Source organism: Streptomyces sp. NPDC048584 (assembly GCF_043199595.1).
GTDB classification, from domain to species: domain Bacteria; phylum Actinomycetota; class Actinomycetes; order Streptomycetales; family Streptomycetaceae; genus Streptomyces; species Streptomyces edwardsiae.
The window spans coordinates 183,723-205,385 of sequence record NZ_JBICWF010000015.1; the positions used below are offsets into that span (position 1 = coordinate 183,723).

The following is a 21,663-nucleotide window of genomic DNA, read 5'->3' on the forward strand; positions in this document are numbered from 1 at the left end:
ATCGCGCACATGCCCCACTCGCTGTCCCGCATCGGCAGGCGCCGGGCCCTGCGGGCCACGACCGCCGGCCTCGTGCTGCTCGGAATCCTCCTGTGGTGGCTGGCCCCCTGGGACGAGGAACCCCCGGGCGGCACGATCACCGTCAGCACGGGCACCCGCGCGGGCGTCTACCAGAAGTACGGCGAACTCCTGCGCAGCTCACTGGGCAAGAACATGCCCGACCTCGACGTACGCCTGGAGACGAGCGACGGCTCGCAGGAGAACGTACGGCGCGTGGCGACCGGCGAGGCCGACTTCGCGATCGCCGCGGCCGACGCGGTGGAGACGTACCGGCTCGAGGACCGCCCCGGCGCCGACGGCCTGCGCGGCGTGGCACGCCTGTACGACGACTACGTACAGCTCGCCGTCGCCCGCGACTCCGGCATCCACACCGTCGACGACCTGCGCGGCAAGCACGTCGCCATAGGACCGCCCAAGTCGGGCGTACGGCTCATCGCCAACCGGGTGCTCCGCGCGGCCGGCATCGACCCGGAGACGGACATCAGGCCGTCCTCCGACGGCATCGACAAGGGCCCTGAGCGGCTCGGCCACGGTCTGGACGCCTTCTTCTGGTCGGGCGGCCTGCCCACGGACGGCCTGAAGACGCTCGCCGAGCGGAACGCGCTGCGGTTCGTGCCGATCCGCGCCGACCTGGTCGCCGAGCTGCACAAGCAGGGCGGCGCCACCCGCTACTACCGCGCCACCAACATGCCGGCGTCGGCCTACCCCGGCAGCCAGCTCGGCGCCCCTGTGCCCACGATGGCGGTGTCCAACCTCCTGATCACCCGCACGGACGCCGACCCCCGCCTCACCGAGTGGCTCACCCGCATCGTGCTCAAGAGCAGGGACGGCATCGGCGCCCACGTCCACTCCGCGCAGCTCGTCGACGTACGCACGGCGATCTACACCGATCCGCTCCTGCTGCACGAGGGCGCCCGCCGGTACTACCGGTCCGTCAAGCCCTGAGCGGCACCCGCGGGGGCGTTCCTCGGCACGGTCACGGTCACCCGCAGCCCGTGCGGCTCATGGCGTTCGTACGCGATCGAGCCGCCGCCCGCCGCGAGCAGCGCCCGTGTGATGGACAGGCCCAACCCCGAGCCCTTGATGTTCTGGTGCCGGCCGCTGCGCCAGAAGCGGTCGCCGACGCGGGCCAGCTCCTCCTCGGTCAGTCCGGGGCCGTTGTCGGTGACGACGACGGTGGACGTGCCTCCGTTCGAGGCCACGGCGACCTCGACGGTCTCGCCCTCCGGCGTGAACTTCACCGCGTTGTCGATGACCGCGTCCAGGGCGCTGGACAGCGCCACGGGATCCGCCCACGCGGTGGTCGCGGGGCAGGTCCCGGTGAGGCTGACGCCCTTGGCACCGGCGGTGGGAGCCCAGGCCGCGACGCGCTCGGAGGCCAGTGCGCCGATGTCGGTGACCTGGAGGCTGGCCTCGCTGTGCTCGGCGAGCGCCAGGTCGAGCAGGTCGTCCAGGACCTGTGCCAGCCGCTTGCCCTCGGCCTGCACGGAGGCGATCTCCTCGTTGCCCTTGGGCAGCTCCAGGGCGAGCAGCTCGATGCGCAGCAGCAGCGCCGAGAGCGGGTTGCGCAGCTGGTGCGAGGCGTCGGCGACGAAGGCGCGCTGCTGCTCCAGCACGCTCTCCACGTTGTCGGCCATCTCGTTGAACGACCGGGCGAGCCGTCTCAGTTCCGGCGGCCCGCCGGCCGCCGCCACCCGTGACTTCAGCCGTCCGGTGGCGATGTCGTGGGTGGTGGCGTCCAGGACCCTTACGGGCTTGAGAACCCAGCCGGTCAGCCGCAGTGCGGCGCCGACCGCCAGCAGCATCGCCGCCGCCTCCCCCGCCGCGATGACCAGCCAGCCCCGCAGGATGCGGGAGCGCATCTGCCCGGTCGGCGAGTCGGTGACCACGACGGCGACGACATCGCCGTCCCGGATGACCGGCGAGGCCACCACCAGACTGCGCCGCTGCCAGGGCCACACCTGCTCGGGGTCGTGGCTGCGGCGGCTGAGCAGCGCCTCCTCGAAGGCGTCGCGCACCTCACCCGTGCGGGGCAGATACCAGTCGTCCGGGGCGTGCGCCATGGGTGAGTCGTTGCGGTAGAAGACGCCCGCGCGGATGCCGTACACCGTGTAGTAGCTGCGCAGCTCGCTGCTGAGCGTCTCGCGGCGCTCGTTGATGTCCGCGCCGGACGGGCTGGTCGGCTCGGTGACGAACTGGGCGAGGGCGGCGAAGCGCGCGGTGTCGTCGATCCGGTCGACGACCACCCGCTGCTGCTCCGCGCCGGCCAGGCTGACGGCCAGCGGAACACCGAGGGCCAGCAGAACGGCCGCCATCAGGACGATGAGCAGCGGAAGCAGCCGCGTATGCACCCGGGCCCGCTACGCCGTGGGCGCGACGAGCCGGTAGCCGACTCCGCGTACGGTCTCGATGAGGGCGGGCATGCGGAGCTTGGCGCGCAGAGAGGCGACGTGCACCTCCAGGGTCCGTCCGGTGCCCTCCCAGCTGGTGCGCCACACCTCGCTGATGATCTGTTCCCGGCGGAAGACGACTCCCGGCCGCTGGGCGAGCAGGGCGAGCAGATCGAACTCCTTTCGGGTGAGCTGGACGACCGTGCCGTTGACGCTGACCTGTCGGGTCGGCAGCTCGATACGGACCGGGCCGAGCCGCAGCTCGGTCTCCGTACCGCCCGCGGCCTCCTCGTGGACGCTGCGCCGGCTGACGGCGTGGATCCGCGCGAGCAGCTCTCCCGTGTCGTACGGCTTGACCACGTAGTCGTCGGCGCCGAGGTTGAGGCCGTGGATGCGGGAGCGCACGTCGGACCGCGCGGTGACCATGATCACCGGCGTGCTGGTGCGCTTGCGGATCTTGCCGCAGACCTCGTAGCCGTCCTGGTCGGGCAGCCCCAGGTCCAGCAGGACCACGCCGAAGCCCTCCGCTTCGGGGACGAGCGCCTGGAGCGCCTCCTCGCCGCTGCGCGCGTGGGTGACGTCGAATCCGTGCCGCGCCAGCACCGCCGACAGGGCTGCGGCGACGTGGTTGTCGTCCTCGACGAGCAGCAGTCTCACCAGGGCCCCCTTCGGTTCATCGGCCGTACGCTCTCCTTGTGTAAGAAAACGCGTGCACGCGCGCGTGCACCTTGCAGTGACGCCGATGGAGGAGGACGGCGTCAAGAGGGTTCCGGTTGCTCTTTCGTACCGTTACCCGGCCGAAATCACCCCTGCTCACAAGTGCTACGACAGGTGTCCGATTGCTATCGGATCGTGATGCTCAGATTCCCCTCAGATGTAATGACGCAGGTCTGACCGATTACTACTGTCCTCCGAAACCGAGGAGGACGGAGCCTGAGAGCGATGACCGAAGTATCGGTGGCCAAGGAAGATGTGGCCGCGACCGGCGATCTGGTCGTCCTGAAGAGCGTCAACAAGCACTTCGGCGCGTTGCACGTACTCCAGGACATCGACCTGACGATCGCCCGTGGCGAAGTCGTCGTGGTCATCGGACCCTCCGGGTCCGGGAAGTCCACCCTGTGCCGCACCATCAACCGTCTGGAGACGATCGACTCCGGGTCGATCTCGATCGACGGCAAGCCCCTGCCCCACGAGGGCAAGGAGCTCGCCCGGCTGCGGGCCGACGTGGGAATGGTCTTCCAGTCCTTCAACCTCTTCGCGCACAAGACCGTGCTCGAGAACGTGATGCTGGGCCAGATCAAAGTTCGCAAGAAGGACAAGAAGGCGGCCGAGGAGCGGGCCCGTGCCCTGCTCGACCGGGTCGGCGTGGGCGCGCAGGCGGAGAAGTACCCCGCACAGCTGTCCGGTGGCCAGCAGCAGCGTGTCGCCATCGCGCGGGCCCTGGCGATGGACCCCAAGGTCATGCTGTTCGACGAGCCGACGTCGGCTCTCGACCCCGAGATGATCAACGAGGTGCTGGAGGTCATGCAGCAGCTCGCCCGGGACGGCATGACGATGATCGTCGTCACCCACGAGATGGGATTCGCCCGTTCGGCCGCAAATCGCGTGGTGTTCATGGCCGACGGCCGCATCGTCGAAGAGGCTGCGCCGGACCAGTTCTTCAGCAATCCGCGGAGCGACCGCGCCAAGGACTTCCTGTCGAAGATCCTTCACCACTGAGGCGCCTCGCGCCCTGACGACTTGCGTGACCGGACACCGACCGGGCCGCATCACTTCACCAGAGTCAAAGGATGTGCACCATGAAGCTCCGCAAGGTCACCGCCGCCACGGCCACCGTGTTCGCTCTTGCCCTGACCGCGACCGCCTGTGGCGGCGACGACGGCGGTGACAACAGCTCGTCCTCCGGGGGCGGCGGCGACAAGATCAAGATCGGCATCAAGTACGACCAGCCCGGTCTCGGTCTGAAGACGCCCGACGGTTCCTTCACCGGCTTCGACGTGGACGTGGCGACGTACGTCGCCAAGGAGCTCGGTTACAAGCCCGACCAGATCGAGTGGGTCGAGACCAAGAGCGCCGACCGCGAGAACGCCCTCTCGCGCGGGGACGTCAAGTTCATCGCGGCGACCTACTCCATCACGGACGAGCGCAAGGAGAAGGTCGACTTCGCCGGCCCGTACCTGCTGGCCCACCAGGACCTGCTGGTGAAGAAGGGCTCCGGCATCTCCGAGGCCACCGACCTGAACGACAAGAAGCTCTGCTCGGTGACCGGTTCGACCTCGGCGCAGAACGTCAAGAAGGACTTCGCCCCGGATGCCCAGCTGCGCGAGTACGGCACGTACTCGGAGTGCATCGCGGGTCTGCAGAGCGGGTCCGTCGACGCCCTGACCACCGACGACTCGATCCTCGCCGGCTTCGCCTCGCAGGAGCAGTACAAGGGCAAGTTCGAGCTCGCCGGTCTCAAGCTGAGCAACGAGAACTACGGCGTCGGTGTCAAGAAGGGCGACACCGAGACCGTGAACAAGATCAACGCCGCGCTGGAGAAGATGGTCAGCGACAAGTCCTGGGAGAAGGCGGTCGAGGCCAACTTCGGTCCCGCCGAGTACAAGAACGAGCCGGCTCCGCAGATCGGCAACATCGTCAAGTAACCCAGGACCGCCCGATAACGCGGGGTCTTGAAGGCGTGCCGCCGTCCGTCGCGATCAGGACGGCGGCGCGCCGCGTCCGCCACGTAGGCCACACACCCGGAAGCGCGGGAGATCGTGTTCGACTTTATTTCTGACTATGACGACCCAACGCTGTTGGGCGCGTTCTGGATGACGGTGAAGCTCACCGTGTTCTCGGGCGTCGGCTCCCTCATCTGGGGCACCCTGCTGGCGGCGATGCGGGTCAGCCCCGTCCCGCTGATGCGGTGGTTCGGCACCGTCTACGTGAACATCGTCCGGAACATCCCGCTGACCGTGATCATCGTCTTCACCTCGCTCGGTCTCGCCGACATCTTCGGCGTCACCATGGGAGCGCCGGACGACTTCGCGCTCCAGGGCTTCCGTCTCGCGGTGCTCGGTCTGATCGCCTACACGGCGGCCTTCGTCTGCGAGGCGCTGCGCTCCGGCATCAACACCGTGCCCGTCGGGCAGGCCGAGGCGGCCCGCGCACTCGGGCTGAACTTCACACAGGTCCTCAGCCTGATCGTGCTGCCGCAGGCGTTCCGCTCGGTGATCGGTCCGCTGGCGAACGTACTGATCGCGCTGACCAAGAACACGACGGTGGCGGCCACCATCGGTGTGGCGGAGGCAGCGCTGCTGATGAAGGAAATGATCGAGAACGAGGCACAGACGCTGCTCATCGGCGCGGTCTTCGCCTTCGGGTTCGTGGTACTGACCCTGCCCACCGGCCTGTTCCTCAACTGGCTGAGCAAGCGACTGGCGGTGAAGCGGTGACCTCCGTTCTGTACGACGCCCCCGGCCCCCGGGCCAAGCGGCGCAATGTCATCCTCTCGGTCGTCTTCGTCGCCGTCCTGGCCCTCGTCCTGTGGTGGGTCTACAAGACGATGGACGACAAGGGCCAGCTGGAGTGGTCCCTGTGGAAGCCGTTCACCCAGTCCGAGGCGTGGACGACCTATCTGCTGCCCGGCCTCGCGGACACGCTGAAGGCGGCGGCGCTGGCCATGGTCATCGCCCTCCCGCTGGGTGCGGTGCTCGGCATCGCACGGATGTCGGACCACCGGTGGGTGCGGGGACCGGCCGCCGTGGTGGTGGAGTTCTTCCGCGCCATCCCGGTACTGCTGCTGATGCTGTTCGCCAACGAGTTCTTCGCCCGGTCCACGGACGTCACCAGTGCGGACCGTCCGCTGTACGCGGTCGTCACCGGACTGGTGCTCTACAACGCCTCGGTCCTCGCCGAGGTGGTCCGGGCCGGCATCCTCTCCCTCCCCAAGGGTCAGTCCGAGGCGGCCCAGGCCATCGGCCTGCGCAAGAGCCAGGTGATGGGCAGCATCCTGCTGCCGCAGGCGGTCACGGTGATGCTCCCGGCGATCGTCAGCCAGCTGGTCGTCATCGTGAAGGACACCGCGCTCGGTGGTGTCATGCTCGGCTTCACCGAGCTGCTGAACTCGCGCGGCACGCTGGCGGCCAACTACGCCAACGTCGTCCAGAGCTTCATCGTGGTGGCGATCATCTACATCGTCCTCAACTTCATCCTCACCTCGTTCGCCTCCTGGCTCGAGGGACGCCTGCGCCGCAGCAAGCGCGGCACGGGTGCGGTGCTCGGCGTGGACGACGTCGACGAGCTCAACGCGGGCGAGGTGGGCGGCACGTTCGCCACCGGTGCGGATAAGTAGCGCCCGTCCGACGTACGACATGACTGTGGCCCGCCGTATCCCGGCGGGCCACAGTCATGTCGAGTCGCCGGACGGCCCCGGCGGTACGGAGGAGCGGTGCGTGCCGGGCTCATGTGATGAACAGTCATGTGCTGGGACGGCTTCGCCCCACTTCATGATCACCAGTGGCCTACGGTCACTTGACGCAAGCACCGGCAATAGGTTGCATACGTTCTGTGATCGTGCACCCTGCTCCATCTTCCTGTTCCTCCACGTCCCTTCAGGCGTCACTTCGAGCAGGGGGCGACGCGCCGTGGACCCGGTGATCATCGTCGGAGCGGGGCCCGTCGGACTCACGCTCGCGCTGGCCCTGGCACGCCAGGAAGTACCGAGCGTGGTCCTCGACGAAGGACCGGGCAAGGACGAGCCCCGCCCGGCGCGGACCGTCATCCTGCGCGAGGAGACGGCCGCGCTCATGGAGCGGCTGACCGGTGTGCCGCTCGCGCACGCCGGGGTCCGCTGGGCCGGATGGCGGTCGATGCGGCGCAAGCAGGTGACGTCCGAGACCGTCTTCGGCGACACCGATCCCGCTCCCCTGCACATCGCCCAGCACGTGCTGACGGGTGCGCTGCGCGCGGCCCTGGCCGGTGAACGGCTCGTCAGGATCGCCGTGGACAGCAGGCTGGACAGCATGGAGCAGGAGCCGTCGGGCGTCACCGCCCACACCCGGGGCGCCACCGGCACCTGGTGGCGCGGCAGCTACCTGGTCGGCTGCGACGGCCCGCGCTCGACCGTGCGCAAACTCCAGGACATCCGCTTCCCCGGCCGCACCGCGGTGGAACGTCACGCCGTGGCCGCCCTGCGCACCGAACTTCCCTGGTACGACGAGGCGCTGCTGCACCGCTCGCCGCCATGGCGTACGTCCGGCCCCTCGGCCGGCGAGATCAGCGCGCGTCCGCTGCCGGACGGGGTGTGGCGGCTGGACTGGCTGCTGCCGCCGGGCAAGGACCTGGTCACACCCGAACTGCTGCTGGGCCGGGTCCGCGAGACCCTGGCCGGCTGGACGGGCGGTCAGACCCCGCCGTACGAACTGCTGGACACCGGTGTGCACACGGTCCACCACCGGCTGGCCCGGCGCTGGCGGGCCGACCGGGTGTTCCTCGCCGGCGACGCCGCCCATCTGCTCGGCGCGCTGGGCACGCACGGGCTGGAGGAGGGGCTCCGCGACGCCGACAACCTCGCCTGGAAGCTGGCGCTGGCCTGGCACCACGGCCCGCACGAGGCACTGCTCGACAGCTACCAGACCGAGCGCCGCGCGATCGTCTCCGCCCGGCTGCGCGCCGCCGACCAGGCGCTGCCGCTGGTGCGCGGCGGCGGAGGGCTGCGCTCCTACGTTCCCGGCTCCGCGCGCGGGAACGACACGCTGCTGACGGACGGCCATCTGGGGCGGGGCGCGCTGGGCGCGCCGGGGACGTACGCCTCCTCGCCGCTCACCCCGGGCGGGCTGGAGGGCCAGGTCTCCATCGGGACGGCTCCCGGTTCGGCGGTGACGGACGTCCGGGTCACGGCGGAGGACGGCACCTTCGTCCGGCTGCGGGACCGGCTCGGCCGGGGCGCGCTGCTGGCGGTGCTGATCGCGCCCGGCACGGGCGTGTGGGAGCGCCGGCACTGGGTGTCCGCCGGCATCATGCCCCGGCTGGCGGCGGCCGTCTCGGCGCTGCCGCACCGGGCGGAACTGCTGGTCGCCGAGAGCTATCCGGGCGCGGCCGCCCACACCGTGCTCCTGGTACGCCCCGACGGTCACCTGGTGACGGCGCTGAGCGGGGTCCGCCCGGCGGATCTGTACACGGCGGCGGAGGCCGCCCTGGGCGGTCCCGCCACGGCGGAGGCCACGGCCGACGCGGGGGCCGGATCGCGCTGAGCGTCACCACACCGTCCATATGGTGACGTTGAGTTGAATCGGTGTGCGGCCCCGTGGTGTACTCCGCCTCGTGACCGACACCTGCGTGCACCTGTGGCGGAGGGTCCATATGGACCTCGTCCGCTATGCGGGCTGCGTGTGTCGCCCGTCCTCCTGATTCGCGTCCTCCTCCCTTCTCAGCGCGCCGCCGCGCGCGTTTCGCGAACCCTCTCCAGGACGGTGCACATGTCTGTCTCCTCCCCTGTTCCGGCTTCCGCCTCCGTCTCCGCACCCACACAGACGGAACTCCTCGACTTCGTACGGCGTACCGTCGCCGACGCCGAACTGATCGCCTCCCTTCCGCTCGACCCCGAGGGGCGTACCTGGGTGCGACTCGACGGGCCCGGTGGCAGCGAGGCCTGGCTGATCGGCTGGCCGCCCGGCACCGGTACCGGCTGGCACGACCACGCCGACAGCCTCGGTGCCTTCATGACCGCGTCGGGCGAGCTGAAGGAGAACTCGCTCGCCGCACGGCTGCCCACCGACGGCTGGAAGACCCTGGAACTCACGGACGACGTGGACCGGGGACGCCGGCTGGGCGCCGGACAGGGCCGCGCCTTCGGGCGGCACCACGTCCACGAGGTCCTCAACGAGTCCCCGGACCGACACGCGGTCTCCGTGCACGCCTACTACCCGCCACTGCCACAGATCCGCCGCTACAGTCGCAGCGGCCACACGCTCCGTCTGGAACAGGTCGAACGCCCGGAGGACTGGCAGTGAGCATCGGCATCGACGAGTTGCTGGAGCGAGTGCGCGCGGGTTACGAGCGCGTGGGAGCCCGGGAGGCGTACGAGGCCGGCCGCGCCGGTGAGGCGGTGCTGGTGGACATCCGGTACGCCGCCCTGCGGGAGCGGGACGGGCTCATTCCCGGCGCGCTCGTGGTCGAGCGCAACGAACTGGAGTGGCGCCTGGACCCACGGGGCAGCCACCGCCTCCCGGAAGCCACGGGTCATGACCTGCGCGCGATCGTGATCTGCAACGAGGGCTACGCCTCCACCCTGGCGGCGGAGTCCCTCCACCGCCTGGGCCTGCACCGCGCCACCGACCTGATCGACGGCTTCCAGGCCTGGCGGACAGCGGGCCTGCCGGTCGTACCCGCGTCCGCGTAGACACGCGCCGGGGACGGGTCCGCGTAGACACGCGCCGGGGACGGGTCCGCGCCCTGCGGACGGCGGCTGACATGCCCGTCGCCGCCGTCGCCCGCCAGGGCATGTCTGGTGCCGGGCCCTGCCAGGGCGCGGATCCGGGCGAGCGGGTTGCGAGGCTGCGGAGGGCCAGAAATGCCGATGGCGCCCGCGTGGGGCGTGGGTGCTGGAAGCAGTCGGGGCGGGGCGCGTCTCCCCTCTGGTCAGAAGCCCTCGTCGAGGGACTCCGTGTCCTCGCCCTCCTCTTCCAGGGCCTGTCGGACGACGCGCAGGGCGAGGCCTTCGGGGTAGCCCTTGCGGGCGAGCATGCCGGCGAGGCGGCGGAGGCGTTTGTCGCGGTCGAGGCCGCGGGTGGCACGGAGCTTGCGGGCGACCAGTTCGCGCGCGGTCTCCTCCTCCTGCTCGGAGTCGAGCTGGGAGACGGCGGCGTCGATCAGTGTGGAGTCGACGCCCTTGGTGCGCAGCTCCCGCGCGAGCGCGCGCCGGGCGAGACCGCGGCCGTGGTGCCGGGACTCCACCCAGGCGTCGGCGAAGGCGCCGTCGTTGATCAGTCCGACCTCCTCGAACCGGGACAGCACCTCCTCGGCGGCCTCGTCCGGGATCTCCCGCTTGCGGAGGGCGTCGGCGAGCTGTTTCCGGGTGCGCGGGGTCCCGGTGAGCAGGCGCAGACAGATTGCCCTCGCCCGCTCGACCGGGTCCGCCGGAGGTTCCTCCCGCTCGGCCCTCGACGAGGAGGAGGCGCCCCCGTCCTCCGCGGCCGCCTCGCCGAAGTTCCGGCGTCTGCGTCCGCGTCCACCGCGCGGCCCGCCGTCACGCGAGCCGCCCGTCCGTGCGCCACCTCCGGCGCGGGGGCCGCCGTCCCCGCCGGTGATGCCGTCGTACGCCGTGTCACCGTCCACGGCCGGGCCCTCGCCGCCCTCGATGCCCCTCCCCCGTGGTGCACCGGCGGCGGCGAACTCGTACTCGGCCCAGTCGGTTCGTCGCGTCACGGGTCAGCTCTTGGCCGCCGCGGCCTTGGACTTGGTCGCCTTGGCCGCCGGGGCCGGTACGGCGGCCGGCTCGGCCGCGGCGGTGCCCGTGGCGTCCGCTCCCTGCTCGGCGGCGGGCTCCTGCGGCCGTACGCCGACGCCCAGCTTCTCCTTGATCTTCTTCTCGATCTCGTTGGCGAGGTCGGGGTTGTCCTTCAGGAAGTTGCGCGCGTTCTCCTTGCCCTGGCCGAGCTGGTCGCCCTCGTACGTGTACCAGGCGCCGGCCTTGCGGACGAAGCCGTGCTCCACGCCCATGTCGATCAGGCCGCCCTCGCGGCTGATGCCCTGGCCGTAGAGGATGTCGAACTCGGCCTGCTTGAAGGGCGGCGCGACCTTGTTCTTGACGACCTTGACACGGGTGCGGTTGCCGACCGCGTCGGTGCCGTCCTTCAGCGTCTCGATGCGTCGGATGTCGAGTCGCACCGAGGCGTAGAACTTCAGCGCCCGGCCGCCGGTCGTGGTCTCCGGGGAGCCGAACATCACGCCGATCTTCTCTCGGAGCTGGTTGATGAAGATCGCGGTGGTCTTGGACTGGTTGAGCGCGCTGGTGATCTTCCGCAGGGCCTGGCTCATCAGGCGGGCCTGCAGACCCACGTGACTGTCACCCATCTCGCCCTCGATCTCCGCACGCGGGACGAGCGCGGCGACGGAGTCGATGACGATGAGGTCGAGGGCGCCGGAGCGGACCAGCATGTCCACGATCTCCAGGGCCTGCTCGCCGTTGTCGGGCTGGGACAGGATCAGGTTGTCGATGTCGACGCCGAGCTTCTGCGCGTACTCGGGGTCGAGGGCGTGCTCCGCGTCCACGAACGCGACCTGGCCGCCGGCCTTCTGCGCGTTCGCCACCGCGTGCAGGGTCAGGGTCGTCTTGCCGGAGGACTCGGGGCCGTAGACCTCGATGACACGGCCGCGCGGCAGGCCGCCGACGCCGAGGGCCACGTCGAGCGCGGTCGACCCGGTTGGGATGACCTCGATGGGCTCCTTCGACCGGTCGCCCATGCGCATGACCGCGCCCTTGCCGAATTGCCGTTCAATTTGTGCGAGCGCGGCGTCGAGCGCCTTCTCGCGGTCGGTTCCTGCCATGGGTTCCACCCGATTTGCTTGAGTCGATCGCTTCACGTCAAAGACGCTAACGCCTGCCACTGACAACGCGCCCCGACGCACCTCCAGCCTGTGGATAACCTGGGCGCAAATCTACCGATAACCGGGCAGAGCGCCTGCCGTCGAGCCTCACCGGCGCTTCCATAAGAATGGATGTTCGATTTTCGTGTCAAGCGCGCCGCGCGGCACCACGGTCCCGTGTGCCGCGCGGGGCGCCCGCCCTCAGGAGGTCCCGGTGTCTCCGCCCCGGGGCCGGGTCGCGCCGGGCCTGCGGTCCCACAGCCCGCGGACGCGCGCGAGGGCGCCCGGCCCGCCGCCGGGGCCGCCGCGGTGGCCGAGTACACGGGGGTCGTCCGTGACGTCGTACCGCCGCACGTACGCGCCGAGGAACGCCTGGAGGGTGGCGACGGCGGGGATGGCGATCAGCGCGCCGACGGCACCGAGCAGGGCGGTGCCCGCGACGACCGAGCCGAAGGCGACCGCCGGGTGGATGTCGACGGTCTTGGAGGTCAGCTTGGGCTGCAGCACGTAGTTCTCGAACTGCTGGTAGATCACCACGAAGATCAGCACCCACAGCGCGTACCAGGGGTCGACCGTGAAGGCGATCAGCATCGGCAGGGCGCCCGCGAGATAGGTGCCGATGGTGGGGATGAACTGCGACACCAGTCCCACCCACACCGCGAGGACGGGCGCGTAGGGCACCTCGAGGAACTCCAGCAGGACGTAGTGCGCCAGACCGGAGGCCAGTGCCATCAGTCCGCGCGAGTAGAGGTAGCCGCCCGTCTTGTTCACGGCGATCTCCCACGCGCGCAGCACCTCGGCCTGCCGGGCGGGCGGCAGCAGGGAGCAGACCGTGCGCCGCAGCCGCGGGCCGTCGGCGGCGAAGTAGAACGAGAACAGACCGATGGTCAGCAGCTGGAAGAGGCCGCCGAGGACCTGCGCGGACACGTCCAGAACACCGGTGGCGCTGTTCTGCACATAGTTGCGCAGCCAGTCGGAGCGCAGCAGGCCCTCCTGGATGTCCACGCGCCGCAGCTCGGTGTGGAAGTGCGTGTTGATCCAGTTGATCACGGAGTCGAGATACTCCGGGAAGTCCTCGACGATCTTGATGATCTGTCCCGCCAGCATGGACCCCAGCAGCGTCACGAAGCCGGCCGCCGCGATCAGCACGCCGAGGAAGACCAGGAAGGTGCCCAGGCCCCGGCGGACGCCGCGCGCGGCCATCCAGCTCACCGCGGGCTCGACGGCGAGCGCCAGGAAGAACGCGATGAGGACGTTGATCAGCAGGCCGATGACCTGGTGGAAGGCCCAGTTGCCCAGCTGGAACACGGCGTACAGCGTGAGGGCGAGCACCATGGCGCGCGGCAGCCAGCGCGGCATGCGGGCGCCCGGCCCGGATATGGGGGCCGTCGGGGGCCCGGCGGGCGGCGGCGCGCCGGGCGTGGTGGGGTGCCGGGCCGCCTGCCCGGTTTCGTCAGTGGGTGCCACGGACCAAGTCTCACCCACGCCGGGGGCGGCCGTGCGCCATCGGCGGTCTCTGTGACGATCAGCGCCTTTCCGCGGGGACGTCCATCACCGAGCAGACCACCTGCCAGACGCTCTTGGCGTCCCAGCCGGCCGCCAGCGCCTCGTGCACGGTGCGCCCGCCGAGCTCGGACATGACATGGTCGCGCGCGAAGTTCTCGGCATAGCCCGCGCCGAAGTGCTCCGCCATCCGCTCCCAGAAAACCGTCAACCGCATGCGTCCAGTATCCCGCCTCCGGGGACGGCTCCGGGCCGGGCCACCCGCCGGTCCCGCTCTGCGCCTACGGTCGGTGCATGGCCGACACGGAATCCGACCCCCTGTCCCCGACGCCCCGGCCGCGGGGTTCGCTCGCGCGGGCCGAGCGGTTCGTCTGGCTCACCGCGCGTGTGCTCGAGCAGCATCTCTTCGCCCACCACTTCCGGGGCGGCGCCGCCGGTCCGGTGGAGGCGGCGCTGGACGCCTACCGCAACGAGGACGGCGGGTACGGCCACGCGCTCGAACCCGATCTGCGCGGCCCGGTCAGCCAGCCGCTGCACGCCGTCCGCGCGCTGCGGGTGCTGGACGCGGTGGGGCGTTGCGGCGGCCGCCGCGCGGAGGACGTGTGCCGCTATCTGACGTCCGTCTCCACGCCGGACGGCGCGCTTCCGGGTGTCCATCCCAGTCAGCGCGGCTACCCCGCGGCGCCCTTCGTGCCGGTCGTGGACGACCCGCCCGGCGAACTGCTGGCCACCGGGCCCGTGGTGGGGCTGCTGCACCGCAACGGGGTGTGGCACGCGTGGCTGTTCCGTGCGACCGACTTCTGCTGGCGGACCGTGGAGTCGCTGGAGACGACCCATCCCTACGAGGTGCAGGCCGCCGTCACCTTCCTGGACCACGCCCCCGACCGCCCGCGCGCGCAGGCAGCCGCCGAACGGCTGGGCCGCCTGGTGCGCGAACAGCGCCTGGCCGTTCTCGATCCGGACGACCTCGACGCCTACCCGGTCGCCCCCGGCTACGCCCCGGGCGAACACCACTTCCCGCACGACTACGCGCAGACGCCGCACTCCCTGGCCCGCGCGTGGTTCACGGACGAGGAGACGACCCGTTCCCTGAACCACCTCGCGGCCGACCAACAGGAGGACGGCGGCTGGCCCATTTCCTGGCACCAGTGGTCTCCGGCTCCGGCCCTGGAAGCCCGCCCGCTGGTCACCATCAACGCTTTGCACACCCTCCAGGCATACGACCGCCCACTCACCTGAGACAGATACCGCCTGTCGGTCCACCCGCCCCCGGCCGACGCCCACCTCACCTCACCCACCCAACGCCCGCACCCCCGCCGTCACCACCACAGCGGCCCCCACGACCACCAGGAACGGCGCCCGCAGCACCAGTGCCACCGCCGCGGCCGCCACCCCCACCGCCCGGGCGTCAAGCACCAGCACCCGCCCGTCCGCGAACGTCTGCTGAGCCATCAGCGCGGCCAGCAAGGCCACCGGAAGCAACGCGGCGAGCCGCCGGACGAGCGGCCGCTCGAGAACCCCCGCCGGCACCAGCAGCCCCGCCAGCTTGACGGCGTAGCACCCCACCGCGGTCACCAGGATCGCGATCCAGATGTTCACAGCTCCCCCTCCCCCGCGTCACCGCGCGAGGCACGACGACGCCCACGCGCCCACAACACGACCGGCGCCGCGAGCGCGGCCACCAGCACCGGCACCCCCGCCGGCAGCACAGGCAGCAGCCCCAGCCCCAGCAGCACGGCCAGCCCGGCCACCATCCGCTCGGTCCCGCTCCGCAGCATCGGCGCGAGAAGTGCCAGGAAGACCGCGGGTCCCGCCGCGTCCAGCCCCCACGCGGCGGTGTCGCCGATGGCCTCCGCCCCCAGCGCGCCCAGCAGCGTGGTGAGGTTCCACAGGACGTACAGGCTCAGCCCCGTCACCACGAACCCGAGGCGCGCGGAGCGCCGCCCGGGCTGGGCGAGCGAGACGGCGGTCGTCTCGTCGATCACCCACTGCGCGGCGAACGGCCGTACCGCGCGCGGCAGCGCCAGCAGCTGCGACAGCCGCAGCCCGTAGAACGCGTTGCGCACGCCCAGGAAGAACGCGCCCGCGGCGGCCGTGAAGGGCCCTCCGCCCGCCGCCAGCGCCCCCACCAGCGCGAACTGGGACGCGCCGGTGAACACCAGCAGGCTGAGCGCACAGGTCTGGAGCAGGGTGAGCCCACTGCCCGCCGAGGTCACGCCGAAGGCGAACCCGGAGAGTCCGACGGCGACCCCGACGCCGAGGGCGTCCCGTACGACGGCGCCGTCCGGCTTCTCTCCTCCGCCGTCGCGTATGTCTGTGAGTGCTTCTGTCCGTTCCGTTGCCACACCCCGGACGGTACGGACGGACCGTCCCGCGCGTCTTGTACGTTCTTGCGCTCGCGCTGGTACGCGCCCGGCGGCACGCCCACGATGCGGCTGAAGTGCCGGTTCAGATGCGGCTGGTCGGTGAAGCCGACCGCGAAGGCCGCCTCCGACGGCGCGGTCCCCGCGTCCAGCAGCCGCCGTGCCCGCCGCACGCGCGCGTCGGTGAGCCAGGTGTGCGGGGGCATCCCGTAGGTGTCCCGGAAGGCGCGCAGCAGCGCGAACGGGCTGGTACCCAGCTCAGCGGCGAGCCGCTCCAGGGACGGCGGGCCGGCCATCCGCTCCTCGAGCACGGCACGCGCGCGTGCGGCGGTCCGGGCGCCCGCCGTGCGCACCTCGCGTCGCGGCAGGGGGCCGCCGTTCAGCCGCAGCAGCCGGGTCACCGCGACCCGGAGCAGGGTGTCGGCGGCGAGCGCGTTGCCCTCGTCGGTGGCCCGCAGCACCTGGTGCACCAGGTGGACGGTGTACGGGTCGTCGAGCACCGGCGTCGCGAACCCCGGTGTGCCGCGCAATGTGGTGGTCTCGGCGGCGATCGCGGCCACCACCTCGGGCGGCGGGTACACCGCCCCGTACCGCCATCCCTCGGGGACACCGGCGCGGCCGGTGTGCGGGGTGTCGGGGTTCACCAGGGCGAGCGCCCCGGCGCCCGCGGACACGTCGCTCCCGCCGTGGTGGAAGACCTCCACCCCGTCGGCGATGGCGGCGATCACGAAGTTCTCGTGGGTGTGCCGGACGAACGTCTTCCGGATGTACCGGGCACGCAGCAGATCGACACCGGGCAGTTCGTCGTACTGCCAGTGCCGCGCCCGCTCCTTCCGGGATTCCGCCATGGGGCCATTGTCACGCGGCCCCGGCCGGACCTCGCCCCGGCCCGATTGTCAGTGGCCGGGTGCACGATGGACGCATGGTCAGCGATCCGCACCGAGCCCTCGACGGCTTCTCCCCCGCGACCCGCGGCTGGTTCACGGGGGCGTTCTCCGCGCCCACCGCCGCCCAGGCCGGGGCGTGGGGTGCCATCGGCGCGGGCTCGGACGTGCTGGTGGTCGCCCCCACCGGTTCCGGGAAGACGCTGGCCGCCTTCCTCGCCGCCCTGGACCAGCTGGCCTCGGCCCCGCCGCCCGCCGACCCGAAGAAGCGCTGCCGTGTGCTGTACGTGTCGCCGCTGAAGGCCCTGGCGGTCGACGTCGAGCGCAACCTGCGCAGCCCGCTGACCGGCATCCGTCAGGAGGCGGTGCGCCTGGGGCTGCCGGAGCCCGAGGTGAAGGTGGGCATCCGCTCCGGCGACACCCCGCCCGCCGAGCGCCGTGCCCTGGCCACCCGTCCGCCGGACATCCTGATCACCACGCCCGAGTCCCTGTTCCTGATGCTGACGTCCGCCACGCGCGACGCGCTCACGGGCGTGGAGACGGTGATCCTGGACGAGGTGCACGCGGTCGCGGGCACCAAGCGCGGCGCGCATCTGGCACTCACCCTGGAGCGGCTGGACGAGCTGCTGCCCCGCCCGGCCCGCCGTATCGGCCTCTCGGCAACCGTGCGCCCGGTCGACGAGGTCGCCAGGTTCCTCTCCCCGCGGCGCAGGGCGGAGATCGTCCAGCCGGAGTCCGGCAAGGAGTTCGACCTGTCCGTGGTGGTCCCGGTGGAGGACCTGGGCGAGCTGGGCGGCTCCCCGGTCGCCGACGGCTCGGAGGGGGCCGAGCGGCCGTCGATCTGGCCGCATGTCGAGGAGCGGATCACCGACCTGGTGCAGGCACACCGGTCGACCATCGTGTTCGCGAACTCCCGCCGCCTCGCCGAGCGGCTGTGCAACCGGCTCAACGAGATCGCGTACGAGCGGGCCACCGGAGAGCCCCTGGACGAGCACCACTCCCCCGCCGAGCTCATGGGCGGCTCCGGGGCCGCCCAGGGTGCGCCCGCGGTCATCGCGCGTGCGCATCACGGCTCGGTGTCCAAGGAGCAGCGCGCCCTGGTCGAGGAGGACCTCAAGGCGGGCCGGCTGCCCGCGGTGGTCGCCACCTCCAGCCTGGAGCTGGGCATCGACATGGGCGCCGTCGACCTGGTGGTCCAGGTCGAGTCACCGCCGTCCGTCGCCTCCGGGCTCCAGCGCGTCGGCCGCGCGGGGCACCAGGTGGGCGCGGTCTCCACGGGCGTGGTGTTCCCCAAGTACCGCGGCGACCTGGTCCAGGCGGCCGTGGTCACCGAGCGGATGCGCACGGGCGCCATCGAGTCCCTGCGGGTCCCCGCGAACCCGCTCGACGTCCTGGCCCAGCAGATCGTCGCCATGACGGCCATGGACACGTGGCAGCTCGACGACCTGCTCGCGACGGTCCGCCGCGCCGCGCCGTTCGCGTCCCTTCCCGAGTCCGCGTTCACGGGCGTCCTGGACATGCTGGCCGGACGCTATCCGTCGGACGCGTTCGCGGAGCTGCGCCCGCGCGTGGTGTGGGACCGGGTCACGGGTGAGATCACCGGCCGTCCGGGCGCCCAGCGCCTGGCCGTCACCTCGGGGGGCACGATCCCCGACCGGGGCCTGTTCGGGGTGTTCCTCGCGGGCGCCGACCCGAAGAAGGGCGGCGGCCGGGTCGGCGAGCTGGACGAGGAGATGGTCTACGAGTCCCGCGTGGGCGACGTCTTCACGCTCGGTACCAGTTCCTGGCGTATCGAGGACATCACGCGTGACCGCGTCCTGGTCTCCCCGGCGCCGGGCGTGCCGGGCCGGCTGCCCTTCTGGAAGGGCGACCAGCTCGGCCGCCCGCTGGAGCTCGGCCGCGCGGTGGGCGCCTTCCTGCGCGAGGTGGGCTCGCTGTCCAGGGACGACGCCCGGCTGCGCCTGCTCACGGCGGGGCTGGACGCCTGGGCCGCCGACAATGTGCTGTCGTACCTCGACGAGCAGCGCGAGGCCTGCGGCCATGTCCCGGACGACCGCACCATCGTCGTGGAGCGCTTCCGCGACGAGCTGGGCGACTGGCGGGTCGTCGTGCACTCCCCGTTCGGCGCCCAGGTGCACGCCCCGTGGGCGCTCGCGCTCGGCGCCCGTCTCTCCGAGCGGTACGGCATGGACGCCCAGGTGATGCACGCCGACGACGGCATCGTGCTGCGTCTGCCGGACGCCGATCTGATGGGTCTCGACCTGCTCGACCAGGAGCCGGTGAAGGCCGGCACGGAGTACGACGCGGACCAGGCCCCCGTGGGCGCGGCCGACGTCGTCTTCGACAGGGGCGAGGTCGACCAGGTCGTCACCGACCAGGTGGGCGGCTCGGCGCTGTTCGCGTCCCGTTTCCGTGAGTGCGCCGCCCGCGCGCTGCTGCTGCCGCGCCGCAACCCCGGCCGGCGCACACCGCTGTGGCAGCAGCGCCAGCGCGCCTCCCAGCTGCTCCAGGTGGCCGGGGAGTTCGGCTCGTTCCCGATCGTCCTGGAGGCGGTCCGCGAATGCCTCCAGGACGTGTTCGACGTGCCCGGGCTGGTCGAGCTGATGGGCGACCTGGAGGCGCGCAAGGTGCGCCTGGTCGAGGTCACCACCCCGGAGCCGTCCCCCTTCGCCCGCTCCCTCCTCTTCGGCTACGTCGCGCAGTTCCTGTACGAGGGCGACTCCCCGCTCGCCGAGCGCCGCGCCGCCGCCCTGTCGCTGGACTCCCGGCTGCTGGCCGAGCTGCTCGGCCAGGCCGAACTGCGCGAGCTGCTCGACGCGGAGGTGCTGGCCGAGCTGGAGCGCGAGCTGCGGTGGCTCACCGAGGACCGGCGGGTCAAGGACGCGGAGGGCGTGGCCGACCTGCTGCGGATGCTCGGCCCGCTCACCGACGACGAGCTCGCCGAGCGGGGCGCCGAGCCGCAGTGGGCGCGGGAGCTCGCCTCCGCGCGGCGTGCCATCCGGGTGCGGGTGGCCGGCGCCGACCACTGGGCGGCGATCGAGGACGCGGGCCGGTTGCGCGACGCGCTGGGCACGGCGCTGCCGGTCGGTGTCCCCGAGGCGTTCACCGAACCGGTCAAGGACCCCCTCGGGGACCTCCTCGCGCGGTACGCGCGCACGCACGGCCCGTTCACGTCGGCGACCGCGGCGGCCCGTTTCGGGCTGGGGGTGGCGGTCACCGAGGGTGCCCTGCAGCGGCTGTCGGCGGCGGGCAGGGTCGTCCAGGGCGAGTTCCATCCGGCCGGGATCGGCCAGGAGTGGTGCGACGCGGCCGTACTGCGCCGGCTGCGCCGTCGCTCCCTGGCCGCGCTGCGGCACGAACTGGAGCCGGTGCCGCCGCCCGCCCTCGCCCAGTTCCTGCCGCAGTGGCAGCACATCGGCAAGGGACATTCCCTGCGCGGCGTCGACGGCCTGGTGCGGGCGCTCGAGCAGCTGCAGGGCGCGTCCGTGCCCGCGTCCGCCCTGGAGAAGCTGGTCCTGCCGTCCAGGGTGACGGACTACACCCCGGCGATGCTGGACGAACTGACGGCAGCCGGGGAGGTGGTGTGGGCCGGCGCCGGTTCGCTGCCCGGGAAGGACGGTTGGGTCTCCCTCTACCTCGCGGACGCGGCTCCGCTGCTGCTGCAGCCCCCGCACCCCCTGGAGCCGACCGCCGTCCACCAGTCCGTCCTGGACGCCCTCTCGGGCGGCTACGGCCTGTTCTTCCGCCAGATCGCCGACCAGGTCCGCGCCACCACCCATCCCGAGGCCACCGATCCCCAACTGGCCGACGCCCTGTGGGACCTCGCCTGGTCCGGGCGGCTGACCAACGACACGCTCTCCCCCATGCGCGCCCTGCTGGGCTCGGGCCGCACCGCCGGTGCCACGGCCCACCGCGCGAAGCGCTCCGTCCCGCGCGGGCGCTACGGCTCACTGACGGCGGCGGCCCGCGGCGCCTCCCGCACCGGACCGCCGACGGTCGGCGGGCGCTGGTCCCTGCTGCCGGGGCAGGAGTCCGATGCCACGGTCCGCGCCCACGCGCTGTCCCGCGCGCTGCTCGACCGGCACGGTGTGGTGACCCGGGGCGCGGTCTCGGCGGAGGGCGTCGAGGGCGGCTTCTCGGCGGTGTACCGCGTGCTGGCCGCCTTCGAGGAGACGGGGCAGGCGCGCCGCGGCTATGTGGTGGAAGGGCTGGGCGCCGCCCAGTTCGCGATGGACGGGGCCGTGGACCGCCTCCGCGCGGCGGCCAACGCCCGCGAGCGGGGCGACGGCCTCCCGGCCCCGGCCGCCCCCGCCGCCGGGGTGTTCGACCCCTTCGACGCCTCCGAGAGCGGCGGGGCCGACGCCCCGCAGTCCCCGCCGCCGTGGCAGAACGGCGGACGTCCCACGTACGACCCGTTCGCCGGCCGCCGTACCGGTGCGGACCGGGTCGCCCGCGCGGTGGTCCTCGCCGCCGCCGACCCGGCGAACGCGTACGGGGCCGCTCTGGGCTGGCCCGAGCCGCCGACCGGTGCCGGGCACAAGCCCGGCCGCAAGGCGGGCTCCCTGGTGGTGCTGGTGGACGGTGAGCTGACGCTCTACATGGAGCGCGGCGGCAAGACGCTGCTGGCCTGGCCCGCCGACGCCGACGGCGAACCCGCGGAGGACCCCCGGCTCCCGGCCGCCGCCGAAGCCCTCGCCTCCGCCGCCCGCGCGGGCTCTCTCGGCACGGTCACGGTGGAGCGCGTCAACGGCGTCCCGGCCCTGACGTCCCCCCTGGGCGCGCTCCTGGAGACAGCCGGCTTCGTGGCCACACCCCGAGGCCTACGCCTACGCGCCTGACCCGGCCGGAACCGTCGGCCGCGACCGGCAGGACCCTGCCCGGGTAACGCCCCGA

At 72.1% G+C, this 21,663-nt stretch carries 20 protein-coding genes; 11 read left to right on the forward strand and 9 right to left on the reverse strand.

Annotated elements, in window-relative coordinates; genetic code table 11:
• The first annotated feature begins 9 nt into the window (after positions 1–9).
• Positions 10–1,005: a TAXI family TRAP transporter solute-binding subunit gene (locus ACGFR9_RS29265; RefSeq protein WP_393214195.1), complete on the forward strand. Its 996-nt coding sequence runs from the start codon at positions 10–12 to the stop codon at positions 1,003–1,005.
• Here the strand turns inward: ACGFR9_RS29265 and ACGFR9_RS29270 are convergent.
• Entirely contained in the window at positions 984–2,411 is a 1,428-nt protein-coding gene (locus ACGFR9_RS29270) for a sensor histidine kinase (RefSeq protein ID WP_393214198.1), read from the reverse strand. The genes ACGFR9_RS29265 and ACGFR9_RS29270 overlap by 22 nt on opposite strands.
• A 9-nt stretch (positions 2,412–2,420) precedes the next feature.
• Entirely contained in the window at positions 2,421–3,107 is a 687-nt protein-coding gene (locus ACGFR9_RS29275) for a response regulator transcription factor (protein WP_393214201.1), read from the reverse strand.
• 285 nt (positions 3,108–3,392) lie between these two features.
• On the opposite strand from ACGFR9_RS29275, the gene ACGFR9_RS29280 reads away from it, so the two are divergent.
• From ACGFR9_RS29280 to ACGFR9_RS29315, 8 genes are all read left to right on the forward strand, one after another.
• A complete protein-coding gene (locus ACGFR9_RS29280) occupies positions 3,393–4,169 on the forward strand; it encodes an amino acid ABC transporter ATP-binding protein (protein WP_030227672.1) in 777 nt (258 codons plus the stop codon).
• A gap of 80 nt (positions 4,170–4,249) precedes the next feature.
• Entirely contained in the window at positions 4,250–5,095 is an 846-nt protein-coding gene (locus ACGFR9_RS29285; protein ID WP_393214204.1) for a glutamate ABC transporter substrate-binding protein, read from the forward strand.
• Positions 5,096–5,209: 114 nt separating this feature from the next.
• Positions 5,210–5,887: an amino acid ABC transporter permease gene (locus ACGFR9_RS29290; protein ID WP_030227668.1), complete on the forward strand. Its 678-nt coding sequence runs from the start codon at positions 5,210–5,212 to the stop codon at positions 5,885–5,887.
• The gene (locus ACGFR9_RS29295; RefSeq protein ID WP_393214207.1) at positions 5,884–6,786 is read left to right on the forward strand and encodes an amino acid ABC transporter permease; all 903 of its coding nucleotides are present in this window, start codon (positions 5,884–5,886) and stop codon (positions 6,784–6,786) included. The genes ACGFR9_RS29290 and ACGFR9_RS29295 overlap by 4 nt, the downstream gene beginning before the upstream one ends.
• 292 nt (positions 6,787–7,078) lie before the next feature.
• Positions 7,079–8,686, forward strand: coding sequence for an FAD-dependent monooxygenase (locus tag ACGFR9_RS29300; RefSeq protein ID WP_393214210.1), 1,608 nt, complete (start codon positions 7,079–7,081; stop codon positions 8,684–8,686).
• Positions 8,687–8,795: 109 nt separating this feature from the next.
• Positions 8,796–8,843 carry a hypothetical protein gene (locus ACGFR9_RS29305; protein ID WP_387543268.1) on the forward strand — a complete coding sequence of 16 codons (48 nt, stop codon included), beginning with the start codon at positions 8,796–8,798 and terminating at the stop codon, positions 8,841–8,843.
• 68 nt (positions 8,844–8,911) lie between these two features.
• Positions 8,912–9,445 (forward strand): cysteine dioxygenase, encoded by a 534-nt coding sequence (locus ACGFR9_RS29310; protein WP_393214213.1) that lies wholly within the window; start codon positions 8,912–8,914, stop codon positions 9,443–9,445.
• Entirely contained in the window at positions 9,436–9,834 is a 399-nt protein-coding gene (locus ACGFR9_RS29315; RefSeq protein ID WP_393214279.1) for a rhodanese-like domain-containing protein, read from the forward strand. Before ACGFR9_RS29310 ends, ACGFR9_RS29315 begins: the two co-directional genes overlap by 10 nt.
• A 239-nt stretch (positions 9,835–10,073) precedes the next feature.
• On the opposite strand, the gene recX is transcribed toward ACGFR9_RS29315, so the two are convergent.
• The 4 genes from recX to ACGFR9_RS29335 form a co-directional block, all read right to left on the reverse strand.
• Positions 10,074–10,859 (reverse strand): recombination regulator RecX, encoded by a 786-nt coding sequence (gene recX, locus ACGFR9_RS29320; RefSeq protein WP_393214216.1) that lies wholly within the window; start codon positions 10,857–10,859, stop codon positions 10,074–10,076.
• A 3-nt stretch (positions 10,860–10,862) separates the two neighbouring features.
• On the reverse strand, positions 10,863–11,981 hold the full coding sequence (gene recA / locus ACGFR9_RS29325; RefSeq protein WP_030227652.1) for a recombinase RecA: 1,119 nt from the start codon (positions 11,979–11,981) through the stop codon (positions 10,863–10,865).
• A 240-nt stretch (positions 11,982–12,221) separates the two neighbouring features.
• Positions 12,222–13,487 (reverse strand): AI-2E family transporter, encoded by a 1,266-nt coding sequence (locus ACGFR9_RS29330; protein ID WP_393214220.1) that lies wholly within the window; start codon positions 13,485–13,487, stop codon positions 12,222–12,224.
• A gap of 58 nt (positions 13,488–13,545) precedes the next feature.
• Positions 13,546–13,740, reverse strand: a complete 195-nt coding sequence (locus tag ACGFR9_RS29335; protein ID WP_393214222.1) for a DUF3046 domain-containing protein — start codon at positions 13,738–13,740, stop codon at positions 13,546–13,548.
• 77 nt (positions 13,741–13,817) lie between these two features.
• Between ACGFR9_RS29335 and ACGFR9_RS29340 the strand changes: the two genes are divergently transcribed.
• Positions 13,818–14,762, forward strand: coding sequence for a hypothetical protein (locus ACGFR9_RS29340; protein ID WP_393214225.1), 945 nt, complete (start codon positions 13,818–13,820; stop codon positions 14,760–14,762).
• A gap of 51 nt (positions 14,763–14,813) precedes the next feature.
• On the opposite strand, the gene ACGFR9_RS29345 is transcribed toward ACGFR9_RS29340, so the two are convergent.
• The 3 genes from ACGFR9_RS29345 to ACGFR9_RS29355 are packed head-to-tail and all read right to left on the reverse strand — an operon-like array spanning position 14,814 to position 16,734.
• Positions 14,814–15,122 (reverse strand): AzlD domain-containing protein, encoded by a 309-nt coding sequence (locus ACGFR9_RS29345; protein WP_393214228.1) that lies wholly within the window; start codon positions 15,120–15,122, stop codon positions 14,814–14,816.
• Positions 15,119–15,835 carry an AzlC family ABC transporter permease gene (locus tag ACGFR9_RS29350; RefSeq protein ID WP_393214281.1) on the reverse strand — a complete coding sequence of 239 codons (717 nt, stop codon included), beginning with the start codon at positions 15,833–15,835 and terminating at the stop codon, positions 15,119–15,121. Before ACGFR9_RS29350 ends, ACGFR9_RS29345 begins: the two co-directional genes overlap by 4 nt.
• The gene (locus ACGFR9_RS29355) at positions 15,736–16,734 is read right to left on the reverse strand and encodes an AraC family transcriptional regulator (RefSeq protein ID WP_393214230.1); all 999 of its coding nucleotides are present in this window, start codon (positions 16,732–16,734) and stop codon (positions 15,736–15,738) included. Before ACGFR9_RS29355 ends, ACGFR9_RS29350 begins: the two co-directional genes overlap by 100 nt.
• Positions 16,735–16,808: 74 nt before the next feature.
• On the opposite strand from ACGFR9_RS29355, the gene ACGFR9_RS29360 reads away from it, so the two are divergent.
• The gene (locus ACGFR9_RS29360; protein ID WP_393214233.1) at positions 16,809–21,608 is read left to right on the forward strand and encodes an ATP-dependent helicase; all 4,800 of its coding nucleotides are present in this window, start codon (positions 16,809–16,811) and stop codon (positions 21,606–21,608) included.
• The last annotated feature ends 55 nt before the right edge of the window (positions 21,609–21,663 follow it).

Coding starts and splice junctions, on each gene's coding strand:
- ACGFR9_RS29265 (WP_393214195.1), top strand. CDS start 10: ATGCCCCACTCGCTGTCCCGCATCGGCAGGCGCCGGGCCCTGCGGGCC.
- ACGFR9_RS29280 (WP_030227672.1), top strand. CDS start 3,393: ATGACCGAAGTATCGGTGGCCAAGGAAGATGTGGCCGCGACCGGCGAT.
- ACGFR9_RS29285 (WP_393214204.1), top strand. CDS start 4,250: ATGAAGCTCCGCAAGGTCACCGCCGCCACGGCCACCGTGTTCGCTCTT.
- ACGFR9_RS29310 (WP_393214213.1), top strand. CDS start 8,912: ATGTCTGTCTCCTCCCCTGTTCCGGCTTCCGCCTCCGTCTCCGCACCC.
- recA (WP_030227652.1), bottom strand. CDS start 11,981: ATGGCAGGAACCGACCGCGAGAAGGCGCTCGACGCCGCGCTCGCACAA.
- ACGFR9_RS29335 (WP_393214222.1), bottom strand. CDS start 13,740: ATGCGGTTGACGGTTTTCTGGGAGCGGATGGCGGAGCACTTCGGCGCG.
- ACGFR9_RS29340 (WP_393214225.1), top strand. CDS start 13,818: ATGGCCGACACGGAATCCGACCCCCTGTCCCCGACGCCCCGGCCGCGG.
- ACGFR9_RS29355 (WP_393214230.1), bottom strand. CDS start 16,734: ATGGCGGAATCCCGGAAGGAGCGGGCGCGGCACTGGCAGTACGACGAA.
- ACGFR9_RS29360 (WP_393214233.1), top strand. CDS start 16,809: ATGGTCAGCGATCCGCACCGAGCCCTCGACGGCTTCTCCCCCGCGACC.